At 61.3% G+C, this 17,480-nt stretch carries 17 protein-coding genes; 2 read left to right on the top strand and 15 right to left on the bottom strand.

The annotated features are described in order from the left end of the window. Window positions 1-126 precede the first annotated feature (126 nt). The 4 genes from MIC97_RS14580 to MIC97_RS14565 all read right to left on the bottom strand — a co-directional run bounded on the left by MIC97_RS14580 (window position 127) and on the right by MIC97_RS14565 (window position 5,063). Window positions 127-1,269: an IS701 family transposase gene (locus MIC97_RS14580; protein WP_239801151.1), complete on the bottom strand. Its 1,143-nt coding sequence runs from the start codon at window positions 1,267-1,269 to the stop codon at window positions 127-129. A gap of 236 nt (window positions 1,270-1,505) precedes the next feature. After that, a complete protein-coding gene (locus tag MIC97_RS14575; RefSeq protein ID WP_239800599.1) occupies window positions 1,506-3,284 on the bottom strand; it encodes an adenine deaminase C-terminal domain-containing protein in 1,779 nt (592 codons plus the stop codon). Then, entirely contained in the window at window positions 3,281-4,189 is a 909-nt protein-coding gene (locus tag MIC97_RS14570; RefSeq protein WP_239800598.1) for an ATP-binding cassette domain-containing protein, read from the bottom strand. The genes MIC97_RS14575 and MIC97_RS14570 overlap by 4 nt, the downstream gene beginning before the upstream one ends. After that, complete coding sequence (locus MIC97_RS14565) at window positions 4,176-5,063, bottom strand: ABC transporter ATP-binding protein (RefSeq protein WP_239801150.1); 888 nt, start codon at window positions 5,061-5,063, stop codon at window positions 4,176-4,178. Before MIC97_RS14565 ends, MIC97_RS14570 begins: the two co-directional genes overlap by 14 nt. On the opposite strand from MIC97_RS14565, the gene MIC97_RS25230 reads away from it, so the two are divergent. Further along, window positions 4,971-5,192 (top strand): hypothetical protein, encoded by a 222-nt coding sequence (locus MIC97_RS25230; protein ID WP_239801183.1) that lies wholly within the window; start codon window positions 4,971-4,973, stop codon window positions 5,190-5,192. The genes MIC97_RS14565 and MIC97_RS25230 overlap by 93 nt on opposite strands. Here the strand turns inward: MIC97_RS25230 and MIC97_RS14555 are convergent. The 3 genes from MIC97_RS14555 to MIC97_RS14545 are packed head-to-tail and all read right to left on the bottom strand — an operon-like array spanning window position 5,180 to window position 8,542. Then, on the bottom strand, window positions 5,180-6,073 hold the full coding sequence (locus MIC97_RS14555; protein WP_275592351.1) for an ABC transporter permease: 894 nt from the start codon (window positions 6,071-6,073) through the stop codon (window positions 5,180-5,182). The genes MIC97_RS25230 and MIC97_RS14555 overlap by 13 nt on opposite strands. Further along, the gene (locus tag MIC97_RS14550; RefSeq protein ID WP_239800596.1) at window positions 6,070-7,050 is read right to left on the bottom strand and encodes an ABC transporter permease; all 981 of its coding nucleotides are present in this window, start codon (window positions 7,048-7,050) and stop codon (window positions 6,070-6,072) included. Before MIC97_RS14550 ends, MIC97_RS14555 begins: the two co-directional genes overlap by 4 nt. 25 nt (window positions 7,051-7,075) lie before the next feature. After that, complete coding sequence (locus tag MIC97_RS14545) at window positions 7,076-8,542, bottom strand: ABC transporter substrate-binding protein (protein WP_239800595.1); 1,467 nt, start codon at window positions 8,540-8,542, stop codon at window positions 7,076-7,078. A 357-nt stretch (window positions 8,543-8,899) separates the two neighbouring features. Here MIC97_RS14545 and MIC97_RS14540 point away from each other — a divergent pair, with 357 nt between their 5' ends. Then, window positions 8,900-9,601 carry a GntR family transcriptional regulator gene (locus MIC97_RS14540; protein WP_239800594.1) on the top strand — a complete coding sequence of 234 codons (702 nt, stop codon included), beginning with the start codon at window positions 8,900-8,902 and terminating at the stop codon, window positions 9,599-9,601. Between the two features lie 36 nt (window positions 9,602-9,637). Here the strand turns inward: MIC97_RS14540 and MIC97_RS14535 are convergent, their stop codons facing one another. From MIC97_RS14535 to MIC97_RS14500, 8 genes are read right to left on the bottom strand one after another with little or no spacing between them, the layout of a single operon-like run. Next, on the bottom strand, window positions 9,638-10,036 hold the full coding sequence (locus MIC97_RS14535) for a cupin domain-containing protein (protein WP_239800593.1): 399 nt from the start codon (window positions 10,034-10,036) through the stop codon (window positions 9,638-9,640). A gap of 3 nt (window positions 10,037-10,039) precedes the next feature. Next, window positions 10,040-11,098, bottom strand: coding sequence for a Gfo/Idh/MocA family oxidoreductase (locus tag MIC97_RS14530; protein WP_239800592.1), 1,059 nt, complete (start codon window positions 11,096-11,098; stop codon window positions 10,040-10,042). Continuing rightward, window positions 11,095-11,967, bottom strand: coding sequence for a TIM barrel protein (locus MIC97_RS14525; RefSeq protein WP_239800591.1), 873 nt, complete (start codon window positions 11,965-11,967; stop codon window positions 11,095-11,097). Before MIC97_RS14525 ends, MIC97_RS14530 begins: the two co-directional genes overlap by 4 nt. A 26-nt stretch (window positions 11,968-11,993) precedes the next feature. Further along, window positions 11,994-12,821: a phosphoenolpyruvate hydrolase family protein gene (locus MIC97_RS14520; protein WP_239800590.1), complete on the bottom strand. Its 828-nt coding sequence runs from the start codon at window positions 12,819-12,821 to the stop codon at window positions 11,994-11,996. Beyond that, window positions 12,814-14,049 (bottom strand): Tm-1-like ATP-binding domain-containing protein, encoded by a 1,236-nt coding sequence (locus tag MIC97_RS14515; RefSeq protein ID WP_239800589.1) that lies wholly within the window; start codon window positions 14,047-14,049, stop codon window positions 12,814-12,816. Before MIC97_RS14515 ends, MIC97_RS14520 begins: the two co-directional genes overlap by 8 nt. 20 nt (window positions 14,050-14,069) lie before the next feature. Next, the gene (locus tag MIC97_RS14510) at window positions 14,070-14,912 is read right to left on the bottom strand and encodes a QueT transporter family protein (protein WP_239800588.1); all 843 of its coding nucleotides are present in this window, start codon (window positions 14,910-14,912) and stop codon (window positions 14,070-14,072) included. Between the two features lie 30 nt (window positions 14,913-14,942). Continuing rightward, on the bottom strand, window positions 14,943-15,722 hold the full coding sequence (locus MIC97_RS14505) for an energy-coupling factor transporter transmembrane component T (protein ID WP_239800587.1): 780 nt from the start codon (window positions 15,720-15,722) through the stop codon (window positions 14,943-14,945). Beyond that, window positions 15,719-17,437, bottom strand: a complete 1,719-nt coding sequence (locus tag MIC97_RS14500; RefSeq protein ID WP_239800586.1) for an energy-coupling factor transporter ATPase — start codon at window positions 17,435-17,437, stop codon at window positions 15,719-15,721. The genes MIC97_RS14505 and MIC97_RS14500 overlap by 4 nt, the downstream gene beginning before the upstream one ends. Between the last annotated feature and the right edge of the window lie 43 nt (window positions 17,438-17,480).

Genomic DNA, 17,480 nt, shown 5'->3' with positions numbered 1-17,480 from the left:
GAGCTTGTTGTGCGGTGGCTTGATGTGCTCGTCGCCAGAGCGACCAGGCGAAGATGTATGAAGGTTCGATGCGCGCCCGTGCGATGCGGGTGGCGATGCGGCGGATTTCCTGGACCGACCAGCGGATCAATGGCGGGTGCGACGCATTGTTTTTGGGGGCGGTGCGGCATTGGCGTGGTGACGGATCACCGCCATCATGGCGAAGGCGAGCATGACCAGCGAGACATGGCGATGCCAGCCATGCCATGAGCGGGTCTCGTTATGGTCGAGACCAAGTTCATTCCTGGCGGTCTCGAAGCTGTCCTCGATCGCCCAGCGATGGCCTTCCACCGTCACCAGCGTCTCGATGGATGTGCCGGCCGGACACCAGGTGGAGAAGAAAGCGAGATCGCCATCGGCGATATTGCGGCAGATCAGCAGTCCGCGTGTCCAGATGCCGGGGAATGTCGCATCAAAATCATCGGCGTCGAGGTCGGCAAGATCGAGATAGACCCAATCATGGAGTCGCGCACCTTTGGTTCCTTCGCCTGCCGACAGGCGTCGCCAGGCCTCTTCTGGCAAGGCCTCGGCGATGTCCTTCGCCGTCCCGGCGACAGAAGGCGATTTGCCCCATGAGTGGAAGGGATGGTTGGCGTTCACTCCCAGCACATAGCCCTTTGCGGCCCGTTTAAGTGCCATTTCGATATCGCCGACGCCGTAGACACTGTCGGCCGCCTCCCAGGAAAATGGCACGTTCGTCGCAATGGCTCGCTCGATCATCGTCAGCGCCAGAGCAGGCTTGGTGGCAAAGTTGGTATTGTCTGGCACATGGCACCTTGGCCATACGCGCGGCGTCGTCCGTCCAGGCCTTCGGCAGATAGAGCGCCGGTCGATGAAGGCATGGCCATGGTGCGAGACGTAGGAGGCGAAGACGCCGATCTGGCAATTGGTGATCTTGCCCGCCGAGCCTGTGTATTGCCGACCAACCCCACAGGACGCCTTGCCCTGCTTGAGAAAGCCGGTCTCATCAAGCACCAGAACAGCGCCAGGATCGGCCTGTGTCTCCAGAGTATAATCACGCACGATATCGCGCAGTGCGTCCGCATCCCACTGCCCGCGGCCAAGGATTGCCTGCTGCCGCCACGGGCCGGCATCGCCGGCGGCTTCCGCCCGCATCCAGCCTGTCTTGCGGCGCTCCTCACCAAGCAGCCCGTCCAGAAACTGCACCGCCGAAACCGCAACGCGCTCCTGGGTGAACAGCCGCCGCATCCGCCCCTTCACATCCCGCAGCGAGGACGCCTAAAGCTCCAGCGTCGTCTCGATCGATGCACCTGTCATCCATGACCTCCGAATCATGGAAACCCATGGATTCAGAAGTCAGAAAAAACGCAACTGTAATGCTAAGGCGAAAGCATGCGACAGTCTGAAAACGAGTGGCCGAGCGAGGCATCACCGCATATGAAAAGTGGGTGTCTCTCAGACAAATTCGAAGTCGGCCTCGCACACAGCGTTTTCCATGCCGGCCTCTATTCGGCGATCAGTCCAGATCCGAAAATCTCTCCGGTGCCGCCATCTGTCAGGCCAAGATCGGTGACATGCGGGCCAGGGTTGCAGGCAAGGCTTGCACCGATGATCGCCTTGATGATCGTAAATGGCTGCGCCCAATCTACCCGGTCGCCGATAGCTGCGCGCAGCTCTCGCAGATTCGCGGCGACGTCTACCGTCGCACTCTCGGCAACAAGGCCGCAGACGGGAAGCGGCAAAACCGTCAGCACACGTCCTTGCGCCACGACCGCCATTCCACCTCCAGCCTCGATCAGCGTGTTGGCGGCGAGCGCCATGTCAGCGATGTCGCGGCCGAAGACACAGAGATTGTGACTGTCATGAGCGACTGTCGTGGCAATGGCGCAGCGCCAGTCGCCCCAGCCCTGAAGCACGCCAAGTCCGGGTTTTTGCGACACCATGCCATGTCGATGGATGACGGCCATCAGCAATCCATCGTCCGGAAGCAAGGCGATCCCGTCGCGAACCACAAGTTCGGCCTCCCCCCAGCGCGTAAAGCGCGGCGTGTGCGCCGTGCGAAAGCGAGCCATCCCATTTTCGACCCCCGGCGCGTCGAGTTCGAAATCGGTCGGTGACAGAGGCGACAGCCGCATCGTGCCGGTGGGCAGGGACGCAGTCTCGGGCGGAAGTTCCACGACCAGCCGGTTGCGATTAGCGACCATCTCGCCGGATACGAAAACCGTATCGGCAAAGAAGCTTTCGAGATCGTCGAGCAGGACGATGTCGGCACGGCGGCCGGGCGCGACGAGGCCCAGATCGCGGCGACCGATACGACGCGCGGCGTTGAATGTCGCCGCACGCAATGCCTGAACCGGGTCCAGCCCGTAGCGGACGAGACGGCGCAGCACGTCGCACATGCCGCCAGCTACCACGAGATCGTCGGGAAACACGTCGTCCGTGCAGATTGTCAGCGTCGCAGGCATGATCGGCAGGCTGTTCAGCACCTCGACGGCGCCGGGCAGAACCGCGTCATGTGCGCCGCGCAGTTCGATGTCGAAGCCGGCTCGAACCTTCTCCAGAAGATCGGCTCCCGAGACCATTTCGTGATCCGATTCGATTCCGGCCACGGCGAAAGCGGTCAATTTGCCGCCAGAAAGATCGCGCGCATGCCCACAGACGAGCTTGCCGCTTTCGAGCCCGGCCTGCACGATGCCGGACATGCGCGGACTGCGATCGAGAACGCCGCGCATGTCCATCACCTCGGCCACCCCGGCGACTTCGGACCAGGACAGCATTTCGCGCATTTCATCTTCACCGAAGGATGCGCCGGCCGTTTCGATGCCGGGCGCCGAAGGCACGCTCGACGGCGCGAGGACAAGAATGCGCAGCGGAAGGTTGCGGCTTGCCTCGACCGCCCAGCGAACGCCTTCCAGACCGAGCACATTTGCAACTTCATGTGGATCCCAGCAGATCGTGGTCGTGCCTTGCGGCACAACGGTCTCCGCATAACGGCGCGGCGTCACCATCGAGCTTTCGATGTGAAGGTGCGTGTCGATGAAACCGGGAGCGACGATCTTGCCATGCGCGGCGACGCGCTGGGCCGTATCGGACCGCGCTCTGGGAGCATGAACGCTGGCTATGAAAGGTCCGACCAATCCGACATCCGCCGGTCTCAGTTCCCCCGTGACCATGTTGGCGACGACCCCTCCCTCGATCAGCACGTCGAAGGGTGCCGATCCGAGCGCAGCTCGTATGGCGCGGTCGCGCAATTGCGGGTCGTTGAGGTCGAAAGCCGCATTCATGGAAAAGCTCGTGTCTGGGAAGGATGTGGCAGGGATGGCGGCGAGGCGCGACGGCGCGGGTCGGGCACCGGCGTCGCAGCGACGAGCGAGCGCGTGTAAGCATGGCTAGGCTGGCCGATCACCTGCGCGGCCTCGCCTTCCTCGACGATCTCGCCGCGGAACATGACCAGCGCCCGATCCGCCAGGGCTCGAACGACGCCGAGATCGTGGGTTATGAACAGATAGGCCACGCCCTCCTCGCGTTGCAGATAGCGCATCAGCGACAGAATGTTCGCCCGCACCGAAACGTCGAGCGCCGAGACAGGCTCGTCGGCGATGATGAGGCGGGGGCGCGAAGCGACGGCGCGCGCCAGGCCGACGCGCTGCCGCTGCCCGCCGGACAGCTCATGAGGATAGCGGTTCTGAAACAGCGACGGCGTAAGGCCGACGCGATCGAGCAGCTCGGCGGCGCGGTAGCGCGCCTCTTCGCGATTCATGCGCAGATTGTAGACGAGCGGAATCATCACGCTCGACAGGATCGTGCGGCGTGGATTGAGCGAAGCGCCGGAATCCTGGAAAACGACCTGAACCTCGCGGCGAAAGATTGCGCCCTCTTCGCGCGTGAACATCGCGACGTCGACGCCGCGATAGCGGATTTCTCCCATATCGGGCTCCGTCAGCCCGAGCAGCATCCGGCCAAGCGTCGACTTGCCGCTGCCGCTCTCCCCGACCAGTGCGACGAACTCGCCAGGCAGTATCGCCAACGTCGCCTTGTTAACGGCCGGGCGTGGTTCGTCGGATTTGAAGAGCCGGGTCCACCCCTCGTTGAAGCTTTTGGTCAAGCCGGCCGCCTCGATGATCGGATGAGGCGGCGTCGGAGCCAGAAAGCGCGAGCGCGATGTGGCGTGACGGTCATTGTTCGACATGGGACCAGGCCTGTTTTGCGACAGCTTCGTCCGACCGCCAGCACGCGTCGGCCGAGTCCGGATCACGAAATACCAAAAGCGGATCTTTTATCTCGCATGGATCGGCGAGCGAGAGCGGGCAGCGCGGGTTAAAGCGGCAGCCGGTCGGGAAAGCGCGCGGATTGGGCACCCGTCCCGGGATGGAAAAGAGTGCGGCATCGTCCTTCAGAACGGGAAGAGTGCTTTTCAGGAGGCCCTGCGTGTAGGGATGACGCGGGTTTTCGAACAGATCGTATATTCCGGCGGTTTCGACCACGCGTCCGGCATACATGACGTAGACGCGATCACAGGTTTCCGCGATCACCCCGAGATCATGCGTGATGAGCAGGATGGACAATCCAAGCTCGTCGCGCAGGCGCAGCAGCAGTTGCAGGATGCCTTTTTGCACCGTCACGTCTAGCGCGGTCGTCGGCTCGTCCGCGATCAGCAAAGCCGGGTTCATTGCCAGTGCGGCGGCTATGAGAACACGCTGGCGCATACCTCCCGACAATTCGTGCGGGTATTTGCGCGCGACCCCCGCAGGGTCGGGAAGCTCCGTCAGTGCAAGCAATTCCTCAATCCGCGCGCTGACATTTCCGCTATATCCATGGACACGGAGCGCCTGGCCGACCTGATCGCCCACGCGCATCAGCGGATCGAGAAAGCTCGACGGGTCCTGGAAGACCATGCCGATATCGCGTCCGCGCATCCGGCGCAGCCCGCGCGCCTCCATCGTCCGCAGATCGTTGCTCCTGAACAATATGTGTCCGGCGGATACGCGCACGGCGGCGGACGGGAACAGGTCGAGGATGGAAAACGCAGTCAGCGACTTTCCACAGCCGGACTCGCCGACAATGCCTACGATCTCGCCTTCACCGACGTTCAGCGACACGCCATCGACAATGCGCAGATCGTCACGGTCGCGCTGAAGGTCGATGCAGACCTTATCGAGTTCGAGCAAAGGCTGCGGCATCATTGGGCCTGACGTAGTTTCGGATTGAGTGCGTCGTTCAGCCCGTCGCTGAAGATATTGAAGCACAGGACGACCACCGCGATAGCCAGACCGGGAAACAAAGCCATCCACCAGGCCTGACGCAGATATTCCTGCGCCTGGTTGAGCATCGTGCCCCACGATGGAAGGTTCGGATCCCCCACACCGAAGAAGCTGAGGCCAGCCTCCAGCAAAATGGCCGACGCGATGGCAAGCGCGGTCACCACGACGATCGGCGCCGCGACATTCGGAAGGATTTCGCGCACAATGATCGCGCGCGCGCCCATTCCACCCACGCGAGCGGCCTCAACGAAGGTCGCCTCGCGCAGCGACAGCACCGAGGACCGGACGATGCGTGCCGTCTGAGGCCAGGACAGGAACCCGATCACGAGGATGAGTTTGAAAAGGCCCGTTCCAAAAAGGGCCACAACGATCAGCGCCACGACGAAGCGCGGAAGCGTCTGGAAGAATTCCGACAGCCGCATCAGCACAGCATCGGTCCATCCGCCGAAATATCCGCTGAGCGCGCCGATCAGAACGCCGATCGATAAGGCGCTGAGGGCGGCGAGGATGCCGACACTGAGCGACACGCGCGCGCCGAAAGCAAGCTGCGCCCATACATCTCGACCGAGATGATCCGTCCCCAGCGGATGGCCCTCGCTCAGCGGAGGCAGCAAAGAGGCAGAACTGCCGATGCCCGGGTCGTGGCCGACCAGCAGTGGCGCAAACACCGCGATGAGCGTGATGATCACGATCACGATCAGCGCTGCGACCGCCATGGGCGAGCGCCGGAAGTTTCGTACGAAGGAACGCCACGGGCTGACGCTTGCGGCAAGTCCTTCACGCGTTTCGATGCGGGTTTCAGCAACGCTCATCGATATTTGATCCTCGGATCGATCAAGCCGTAGATTATGTCGGTGACGAGATTGGTGATGACCACGGTCGCCGAGATCAGCAGCAGAATTCCGACCATTACGGGATAGTCGCGCGCCGAGATCGACGTGAACAGGAGGCGGCCAATGCCAGGCCAGCCGAACACGGTTTCGATGAGCGCCGCGCCGGCAAGCACGAAGCCGAGATTGTAGCCGATCACCGTGACGACGGGCGCGGCGGCGTTGCGCAGCGCGTGAACGTAAAGGACGGTGCGCTCGCTGGCACCTCGCGAGCGCGCCGCGAGTATGAAATCCGAACTCATCACTTCGACCAGACTTGCTCGGGTGATACGTGATATCAGCGCCAGATAGCGAAAGGACAGTGCCAGAGCGGGAAGCACAAGATAGTGCGCCTGGCTCAAGATCGCGGCGAAACCCTCGCCCGGCGCACGCAGCGACATGGCGCCTTGCGAGGGAAACCAGCCGAGACCCACCGCAAAGACGACGATGAGAATCTGTCCAAGCCAAAATTCCGGGATCGAATCGCCTGCCACCACAACGCCCTGAATGGCGCGGTCGATGGGCTTGCCTCTGTGGCGGGCGGCAATGGCGCCGAGGAAGATGCCGACGGCACTGGCAAAGACCAGCGCCGTCAGGGTCAATTTGAGCGTCGCACCAAGCCGGTCGAGCACGAGATCCAGAACCGGCTGGCGGTTGGCGAAGGAAAAGCCGAGATTGCCCTGAAAGACCTGCCCGACATAGATCACCAGCCGCTCGAAGAACGGCTTGTCGAGCCCGAATTCGCGGCGGATTTCCTCGATATAGGCTTCCGGAACCGGAAAATCGCCGATCAGTACGTTAACGGGATCGCCGGGCGCAAACTGGATGAGCGCGAAATTGAAGACGACGACCAGCAGCAACAGAGGAATCGCAAGCAAAAGGCGCTTGGAAACGAAAACGGCGAAGGAGCGAGCGTTCATGAGGGGTCAGCCGACAACGGTAAGATTACTGTTCCATCCACACCTCGTCCCACCGCGCCCGCGCATCGACCGAGGCGAACAAACCGTGCAGCGTCTTGGCGGCCAGGTCGGCCCCCTGTCCTTCGAAGAGATCGAGCAGCGGCAAATCCTGGTCGAGAATATGCTGGGCCTGCCGGTAGATTTCGCCGCGCTTCTCGCGGTCCAGTTCGGCGGTCGCCTTGTTGAGCAATTCGTCTATTTCGGGATTCGAGTAACCCGACGCATTCGTGTTGATCGCATTGGCTGTGTTCGTCAGATAAAGGCGATGGTAGCCGATCGCCGGGTCGCCACTCGAAAAGTACGACAGAATGGCGATGTCGAAATCACGACGCTCGTAGAGACGCGGGACGAGAACAGTGTTTTCGACCGGCTCCAGCACGGGATCGAGGCCGATCGTCGCCAGGCTCTCGCGAATGAGCTGGGCCGTCGTGACAATTTGCGGTCGCGTCGCCTCGTAGAGAATGCGGACCGTGGTGCCGGGTTTTATATCGGCCTTCGCCAGCATTTCCTTCGCTTTTTCGGGGTCGTACGGATAGAGCGTTTCGTAATTGACCTCGCGATCTACCATCCAGGGGAAGCCATCGCCCCATGCGCCGATGCCGGGACGGCCGAAGCGGTTCATGACCTGCTGTGCCATACGCCGGCGATCGACCGCGAAAGCCAGCGCCTGCCGCGCCTCCTTGGTGGCGAATACGGGGCCGGTGGTGTTCATCTTCGCGAGATAGAAGGCCGGGAGGCTGCCGCCCTCGCGCACCTGGAACTGGCCGCTGTCCATAAGCCGCGGCAGATCGGTCTTGGCGAGATAGTAGTCGGCGGCAAAGTCGATCTCGCCGGTTTCAAGCGCTGCGACACGGCCGGCGGGCTGCGGGATTATCTGATATATGATGCGGTCGAGATAAGGCTTGGGGGCAGCCCAGTGGTCCGGGTTCCGCTCCAGCGTGATGTTCAGCCCCCGGTTCCATTCGGAAAGCTTGAATGGGCCGGTACCTACCGGGTTCTGGTTGGCCGCGTTCGTCCTGAAATCCGTATCGCGATACAAATGAGCCGGAATGATCGGTGCGTCCATCACCGTGAGCTGGCGCAGGAAAGGTGCGTAGGACTGGTTCAGTTCGAACGTCACCGTAACCGGATCCGGGGTCTCGACCTTCAGATCCAGGCGCTCGATCATGCTGGCCGCACGCGGATGATATTTCGATAGCGCCTCATCGAAAGTGAACTTAACGTCGGCACTGGTGAAGGGCGTTCCGTCGTGCCATTTGACGTTTTCGCGCAGTTTGAACGTGTAGAGCTTGCCGTCGTCGGATACGGACCAGCTACTGGCAAGCAGAGGTTTTTCGACCGATTCGGGATCGAGCCAGACGAGGCCTTCGAAAATCTTCGCCTTCACGTCCTCCGCATTATACTTGCCGCCCTCGGCGCCGCTCAAACTCTCTGGATCCGCATCGAGCGCCATGATTACGGTTCCCCCCGACTGGGGTTCCTGCGCATGCGACGGCATAGACGCTGCGAGCAAGAGCGCGGCTGTCAACGAGATTGCTTTGCAATGCATGATACGTTTCCCATTTGTGGGACGGGAGCATTTTGCATTCTCCGTCAGATTTTGGTATACCAAACACCAAATGGAGCCTTGGTCAAGAGGTTTCCGTTTTCGGACGGCAAAACCCGCGATCAGAGCTGTTTCGCGCGGTCGGCTTTTAATGAAAGTTATTTGTGTATACCAAGAACCACTATATGATCAGCTTTCCGGCATTGAAAAAGCTGTCCTTTATGGGCTCAGACGGAAGCTTGCCCGCTCTCGAAAGAACGTTAGATGGAAAATATCAATTCAGGCATGGTCGATCTGGAAATTCCGACCCAAACCGTGAACCAACGCGCCTACGATCGGCTTTGCGAACTTATCTTTTCCGGTCGAGTGCGGTTTGGCGAAAGGCTGGATGAGCGGATACTGGCCGAACGGATGAAGATCAGCCGCACGCCGATCCGCGAAGCGATCGGTCGGCTCGCCACCGAGGGCATCATAGAGCGTCGCCCCTATCAGGGCAATTTCGTGCGCAACTTCACCCCGCTCCAGATCCACAACCTGTATGAGGTTCGCAAGGAACTGGAAGGGCTCGCGGTCCGTCTCGCGCTGGAAACGGCGACCAACGCTGAAATCGACGAGCTGGGCCGTATCATCGCCGAGTGTCACCAGGCCCTTGGCGACAACCGCCTGCTCGAGTTCGAGCGGCTCGACCAGCAGTTTCACAGCTATCTGGCCCGTTTGTCGCGCAACGAGACTCTCATCGAATGCCTTGAGAACCTGCGTTTGAAGGTTCAGCTTGCGCGTCACTACGCCAATGAAGCGCCCGATGCGCCGCAGCGCACGGTTGCAGAGCGCAACGCTATCCTTCGAGCTTTCCGCGAAAAGGATGTCGAAACGGCTGTTGCCCAGATGAAGCTGCACATCGACGGTGCGCGCGAGGCGTTCGCGGTAAGGGTCTCGAAGAAGGAACTGCCCGCCCGCTCCGCTTGAGGGCAGGCGAAGCATATGCTTCGCCTGCATCCAATGTCAGGCGGGGCCGCTACCTTCTTCTTCCGCCACGGTCGTGCGATATGCACTTGAGAAGCAGATCGCCAGTTCGGCGACTCCGTCGCCGATATTGCGGGCATTGTGCATCACCCCCGCAGGAATTGTGATCGTATCGCCTTCCCGCATCTCCACTTCCTTGTCTTCCCAGGTGTGGACGATGTGACCGCGCCAGACTGCCAGCACTTCCTCGCAATCTGGATGATAGTGTCTGCCGTTCTCCTGTCCGGGATCGATGTAGCAGATGCCCACCGTCATCAGTTCGGAGTTCTTTTGTTCGGCGGAAACCTGCCAGACGAGCTTGCCCCATGAAGTCGGCTGAACATCATGAGCGGATGCACGGCTTACCTTGGTTTCGATATCGAAATCTTCGCTGCTCATCGCTCATGCACCCTGCCTGATCTCGACCGTGTCGCCCTCGGACAGAAGGGCCGCCTCGTAGACGCGAGTCAGGTCGAGCGCGAATTCGAGAGTGCCGATCGTTGCGGGCTGCGAGGCGAGAACCGATTCGCAGAAATGCGCGAGTTCGCCGTAAAGACCCTGCGTGAACACCGCCTTGTTCTCCAGCGTGTTCAATCCGTCCTGCGCTTCCCAGACAATGGCGCCGCCGGCGAGTCCGGGAGGTGCGAACGACGTACCTGTAGCGTAGGCGAATTCTATGCCGCGCTGATAGGAGAGGCGACGCGAGTTCTCGATCTCGATGCTCTGCTTGTCGGCGTAGATGACATAGCGTTCGAATGGCTGGAATGCAGGCGCACCCTGGGCGAGATGGAAATTGCCGATCGTGCCATTGGCGTGATGAATGATCAGCGCGCCGCCGCCATTCTTTCCGCGATGGGTCGTCACCGCCGCCGCGGGCCCGCCGAATTCCAGAAAAACGGAGAGCGGATGGCAGCCATTAGCGAGCCAGTTCGTGGCCTCGCGCTCGTCCAGCACCTTGCGCCCGTTTTCGGGGATGGACATGGGGTATGTGCCGACAACGCTGCGAAGCGGGCCTACTCCATCCATGGCGAGGATTTCCTGCGCCTTTCTGACAGCCGGCATGAAGGCTTTTTTATAGCCGACGACGCCCACGCGGTCGCCGCGCGCAGCGATCATCCCGGCAACTTCGTCGGCGACCATCGCAGCAGGCTTCTCCATGAACACGTGGAGGCCGGCCTTGAACGCGGCGATCGTCAGGGCAGGATGCATCTGCGGAGAAACGCACAGAACGACCGCCTCAATATCGGACTTCGCATACATCTCCTCGGCCGATGCGTAACTTTCTGTCGCGCCGTACTGCCTGGCCGTCGCGGAAGCGCGGTCCAGATCGATATCAGCCACTGCCACGAGTTCGACCGGCAGATAGGTCAAGGTGGGAAAGATATTGCGGTAGCTGTGCGAACCCGCGCCGACGATGCCGATGCGTATGCGGCGCTTGGCGTCTCTCATATATTCCATCATTCCACTCCCGGGACGTTATTGCGCAGGAAGTCGATGTCCCGCTTGACGATGTTGCTGTAGTCGTAGTCCGGCTTGTTCTCGCCGTGCTGCGCCGGATTGATGCAGATGACCGGCGAAACGCCGTCGGCGACCACCTTGCTGGTGATCTCGACGACCGGCCAGTCGGCGTCCTCGAGAGCAACGTTCCATCGCAATTTACGGTCGTCGCCTTCCATCGCGCCGCCCTTGACATGGTAATACTGAATCAGCGGCCTGAGCTGCTCATAAACGTCGAGCGTCGGAAAGACGCCGGTCGCCCACTGATTCTGCACGTCCCATGTGAAGTCGACGCTGTCCTTGCGGTCGAGCCGATCGAAGAACTCCACGACCTCGCCGGGCTGGGAGAGCATACATTTGAAGGCTTCGTTCTCGATCGTGGGGCGCAAGCCTGCCGCCACGATGCGGTCGACCGCTTCGCGGTATACGTCGAAGACCCAAGGGTATTTCTCGTCGATCAATTCGACGGCGTTTTCTCCGGGCTGACGCGATGGCAGCTGCGCGGCGATAATGCGCATTACCTTAGGCTTGAAGATCTTGCCGAGTTCGATGAGGTGGCCAAGCTTGCCGAGATGCTTTTCCCGGAACAGGTCCTCGCCCTTCTCTATCTCTTCGAAAAAGGTGCTGGTCGACATGCAGAAGACGTCGAGACCGCTGGCGTCGATCGCTTCGCGCGCGCGTTTGGCGGAATCGATGTCCACATTCGCCACCCAATTGCCGTAGATGCCGTCCCGCAGATCGAGCCATTTCAGGCCCCATTCCTTGTGGATCGCCAGCGCCCGGTTGAAATCCGGATCGGCCATTGAATTCAAGATTGTAAGCTGACTAGTCACGCGATGTCCTTTCTGTGAAGCCGGCGCTATTCGAACGATACCGATTTGAATTTTCGCATGTTTTCGGTGATCGCCGTTTCGGTGGGCAGGCGCTCCATGCTGGAAGCGCCGAAAAAGCCCGAGACACCTTTCGTACGCTTCAGCACGTAAGCGGTGTCGTCGGGCGTTGCGATCGGACCGCCATGGCAAAGCACGATGACATCGCTGCGCTCTGCGGCCGCCGCGTCCCGGATGTCCTGGACGAGCCGGACCGACTCGTCGAGAGACAGCGCGGTCTTCGCGCCTATGGCGCCCGACGTGGTCAGCCCCATATGCGCGACGATCACATCGGCACCGGCTTTCGTCATCGCGACGGCCTGATCCGTATCGAACACGTAGGGCGAGGTCATCAAGCCGGCGTCATGCGCCATGCCGATCATCTCGACCTCGAGGTCGAAGCCCATGCCGGTCTCTTCCAGATTAAGCCGGAACGTGCCGTCGATCAGGCCGACGGTCGGAAAGTTCTGGACACCGGCAAAACCGGCATCGGCTATCTGTTTCAGAAAGACCGGCATGCGACGGAACGGATCGGTGCCGCAGATGCCGGCCAGCACCGGAGTGTCTTCGACGATCGGCAGAACTTCGCCGGCCATCTCCATGACGATGGCATTGGCGTCACCGTAGGGCATCAGCCCGGCCAGAGAACCACGGCCGGCCATACGGTAACGGCCGGAATTGTAGATGATGATCAGATCCGCGCCGCCCGCCTCGGCGCATTTCGCCGACAGCCCGGTGCCCGCACCGGCGCCGACGATCGGGCGTCCCTCCTGGATTTGCTTTCTGAGGCGGTAAAGCGCTGTAGTCCGGTCAACCATTCGTCGCTCCTTGATTTTCATTGCTCATGGCATCGACAAGCGCATCGACGAGAGCCGCCGCGAAAGCGGGGTCGTTGATGTCCGTATCGACTTCGTGAAGTTCCACCGCATCCGAAAGATGCGCCTTGATCGCCTCGATCAGCGCCTTGTCGGCATCGGGATCGTGGAAGACCTGCCCCTCGGTCGCGATCAGCGAGACGCCGCGCAAGGGAATGAACAATTTGCGCAGCCCGCTGCCGGCCGACAGCCGTTCGGCGAGCCGCTTGCCGAGTTCGGCGCATTCCTGCGGGGTCGTGCGCATCAATGTGATGGAGGCATTATGCTTGTAGAGGTTGCGGCCCTCGAATTGTGAGGGGACGGTCTCACGAGGCCCGAAATTGACCATGTCGAGCGCACCGAGGCTGACAACCTGCGGAATGCCCGCCCGGCCGGCAGCCGTCAGGCGCGTCGGCCCGGCCGAAAACACCCCTCCGACGAGTTCGTCTGCAAGTTCGGTCGTGGTCGTGTCGAGTATGCCGACCAGCATACCGGCGTCGACCAGTGCTTCCATCGACTGTCCGCCGGTGCCGGTTGCGTGGAAGACCAGGACTTCGTAGCCCTTGGCTTCGAGCAATTCCCGCGCTTTCTGGACGCAAGGCGTCGTAACGCCGAACATGGTCGCCCCGATCAGCGGCCTGTCGTCGCTGTCGTTCGTCGTCCGGCCCGGCGTCGCCATGCCCGCGATCGCGCCCGCCGCATTCGAAAGAATACGGCGGGAGATCTTGTTGATGCCGGCGATGTCCACCACCGAGTACATCATCGAGATGTCGGTAGCGCCCACGTAAGCGCGGGTATCGCCCGAGGCGACCGTGGAAACCATGAGTTTCGGGACTCCGACCGGCAGCGCGCGCATGGCCGCCGTGATCAGCGTCGTTCCGCCGGTGCCGCCGAGCCCGATGATGCCGGCGACCTCTCCCTTCTCATGCAAATCCCGCACGAGGCTCGCCGCGCCACGCGACATCGCTTCGACGGCCGCGCCCCGGTCATTGCCTGCGACAAGTCCGTCAAGCTCGACACCGGCTGTGCGAGCAACCTCCTCGCGGTCGATGTCGGGCCTGAATGACGGCTCGCCCAGTACACCCGCGTCGATGACTGTTGTCCTGATATTCCGAGCGGCCAACTCGTCACGCAAAAAGGCGTATTCCGGGCCCTTGGTATCGAGGGTTCCAAGCAAAATGACTGATGGCACTTTTTTCCTCCCTTTGAGCTTCATGCGACTTTCGGGCCAGGACGATGGACGGCGCTCGCCAGTGCCTCCTGCTGCATGGCCTCGACCTGATTGCGGCCGCCCATCATGACAGCACCCAGGACCTGCATGATGATGAAGGGGACCGGCAGGAAGCGGACCAGCGGATCACCGATATCGAGACCCGACATGAACAGCGACCAAAATAGGGCCGCACCGCCGCCGAGGCTGCCTATGATCAGCAAGACGAAACCGACGCCGGGCATGAAGCCACGGGAGACTTCCTCAGGCTTCATGATTTCCGTCCACAGCAGGCCCCATTTGCGAATGCGCGGTTCGAGAATTTTGAGGACGAAGGGTCCACCGATGACCGGCGCGACGAGATTGCTGATCAAAACGGCTGTGGCGTAGGCGTGCGGCGGCGCAATACGCAGCAACAGGCACACCCACCAGGTAAGAATGACCACGGTGCCGAATGCCTTGAGCACGGCAATGATTTCGAAGCGTACGAGCTTTTGAAAGGAGTTCAGTCCGACGCCGAGATCTTTCGACGGGCTCAGAACGCTCCACAACTTGTAGGAAACGAAGCCGGTGAAAAAGTTGGAGAAGAAGCCGCCGACAGCACCTGGGCTGAGTGTACCGAAGAAGTCGCCGATGAGATTGCCGATCGCTGCGCCCCAGGCACCCGCCGGCCCGAACATGAGGCCAAGCGCGATCGGCAGGACGCCGGCTACGCGGAACGAGACATGACCCGGAATGATGGGAATGCTCTGGAAGGGGATGAGGACAGCGGCGTAGATAGCGGCGCAGAGCGCCGTCAGCACGATCATGTTGGTATGCCGCCACATCGTGAATACTTCAGTCATGACGAGTCTCCTGTGTTCCCATTGATGTTGTTATCCTCGGTACCCTTCGATGCCACCGTGGCCTTCGAGGCGAAGCCAAAGCGCGCCCGCAAGAACAACGACGCTGACGGCAGCCACCAGCGCGTCGTTGCGTCCGAAACGGGGATTCAGGAAAAAGGTCCGTACGCCGCCGGCGTTGAATCCCTTCGATTCGAGCGCCATGGCGAAGACCTGGGTCGAGCGGATCGTCGAGATGAAGATCGGCACGACGATCGGCGTAAATTTGCGCACGCGCGCGAAAATGCTGCCCGAATCGATGTCATGTCCGCGAGAGCGCTGCGCCTGCGTGATGACGAGCGCGGTTCCCAATATGGTGGGTACGAGCCGCAATGCAGTCGAAACGGCGAAGCTGATGCGGTAGGGCACGCCGAACCGGACCAGCGCAAGCGCGATTTCCTCGTTCGTCGTCGTCGACAGGAACACGAGCCCCGCGATGATCAGCACGTTGAGGCGCAGGGCGACCGAGATGCCGTAGGCCAGGCTTTCCTGCTCAACGATCCAGAAAAGCGGGGTGTCGCCCGGCGCGCTGACGGCGAAAAGGGCGGCCGTCACCACGGCGATGACCAGCAGAAGCTTCCACATGCGAAGGACGTTCGGCCACGCACGCGCCAGGGTGACCAGCAGGAGCTGAAAGGCGAGAACACCGACATTGTACAGCGGGTTCGCGAAGCTGAAGGCGAGAATGAAGCTCGCCAGCAGCAGCGCCACTTTCGTGCGCGGATCGAGGCGATGCAGAATGCTGTCGCGGTCCAGATAAAGATATACGTTCACGACCGTGCTCCTTCGCTGGTCAGTGACAGCATCTCGGCCACGGTCAGAACCGGATAGCCAAGCCTGTTGCCGAGTGAGACGATGGGCGGCGGCAGCAGGAACATGTCCTGAAGAACCTGCTCCTCAGCAAAAACCTGCCGCGTCGGCCCATCCTCCACGAGCTTGCCACCCTTCATAACCAGAACCCGGTGAGCGAACTCGCAGACCACCCACATGGCGTGCGTGACGATGATGATGGTCGAGCCTTGCTCGTTGAGACCGCGCACCAACTCCATCATTCCGCGCTGCTCGAGATAGTCGAGCCCGGTCGTCGGCTCGTCGAGGATCAGAACGTCGGGGCGCATCGACAGGACGGATGCCACGGCCACACGCTGGCGCTGCCCTTTGGTGAGCGAGAACGGGTCCTCCTGCTCGAAGCCCGCAAGCCCCACCGCGGCGAGCGCTTCGGTGACGCGCTGACGAACCTCCTCATCTTCAAAGCTGCGCTTGCGAAGACCGAACGCGACTTCGTCGAAGACGGTATCGGAGAAAATCTGATGATCGGGGTTTTGGAAGACGTAGCCAATATGCTCTCCAAGCTCGAGAACGCTCGACGTGGCAGCATCGCGCCCGACAATGCCCACGCGACCCGAAGTTGCGCGCAACAAACCATTGAGATGCTTAATCATCGTCGTCTTGCCCGACCCGTTCTGGCCGAGGACAGCAACGAATTCGCCACGCCTGACCGTGAAGGTGACGTCGTCGACCGCCAGAAACCCGTTATCGTAGCGATGGCCGAGATTGGAAATCTCGATCAAGGGTTCGCCATAGGTTTCAAGGCGGCGCGCATCACGCTCGACGCATCCAGCATGCCGGGCAGCATCTACCTTCAATCCGTTCTCGCCGAATTCGGCCAACGCCTTCTCCACCGTCAACGGGCGCGCAGACGTCTCGTAACCAAGCTGGCAAAACAGATCCGGAATCTGCAAGGGCATCGCCCGGATTTCATGGAACAGTTCAACCTCGCGCAACACGTCCTCGGCCGGGCCGTCCCGCAGGATCGTCCCCTTTTCCATGAGCACGATCCTCGTCGCGCTCAGCGCTTCAGGCGTCTCGTGCTCGACCACTACGAGGGTTTTGTTCTGACTGCGCAGCGCATTCGCGATCGTGAAGACTTCCTGCTTGCCTACCGGATCGAGGTCGGTCGTCGGCTCGTCGAGGCAAAGCACGGTCGGACCGGCGGCCAGGACGGAAGCGATGGCGAGCCGCTGCTTCTGGCCTCCCGACAGGGTCGCGGGCTGACGATTGTCGAAGCCTTCAAGATGAACCCTGCGAAGCGCGTCCTCGACGCGCCGGCCGATCTCCTCACGCGGCAGGCCGAAGTTTTCCGGCGCGAACGCCACTTCGAGCCTGACATTGGTGGAGAAAAGTTGCGCCTCGAAATCCTGGAACACCATGCCCACATGTCGAGCCATCTCGCCCACCGTCGTGGAGCGCGTAGGGATGCCGCACACGAGGACCTCGCCCTCCATCTCCCCGCGTGTCAGATGCGGAATCAATCCATTGAGTGCCTGGCACAGCGTGCTCTTGCCGGCCCCCGAAGCGCCCATGATCACTACGAACTCGCCCGGCGCGATGCTCATGTTCAGACTGTGAACCGCCCGTTCCGGCGTTCCCTTGTAGCGAAAACCCAGTTCGCGAATCTCGACCGCCGGCGAAACGTCCGGGGTACTCATCTCCTCCATCGAACTCACGCTGTGTGAAAACATTCGAACGGCC

It is taken from the genome of Aquamicrobium sp. NLF2-7, from assembly GCF_022359935.1.
Lineage (GTDB): Bacteria > Pseudomonadota > Alphaproteobacteria > Rhizobiales > Rhizobiaceae > Mesorhizobium > Mesorhizobium lusatiense.
Note: the sequence above shows the minus strand (reverse complement) of the source record. Positions and strands in the feature narration are given on the sequence as shown.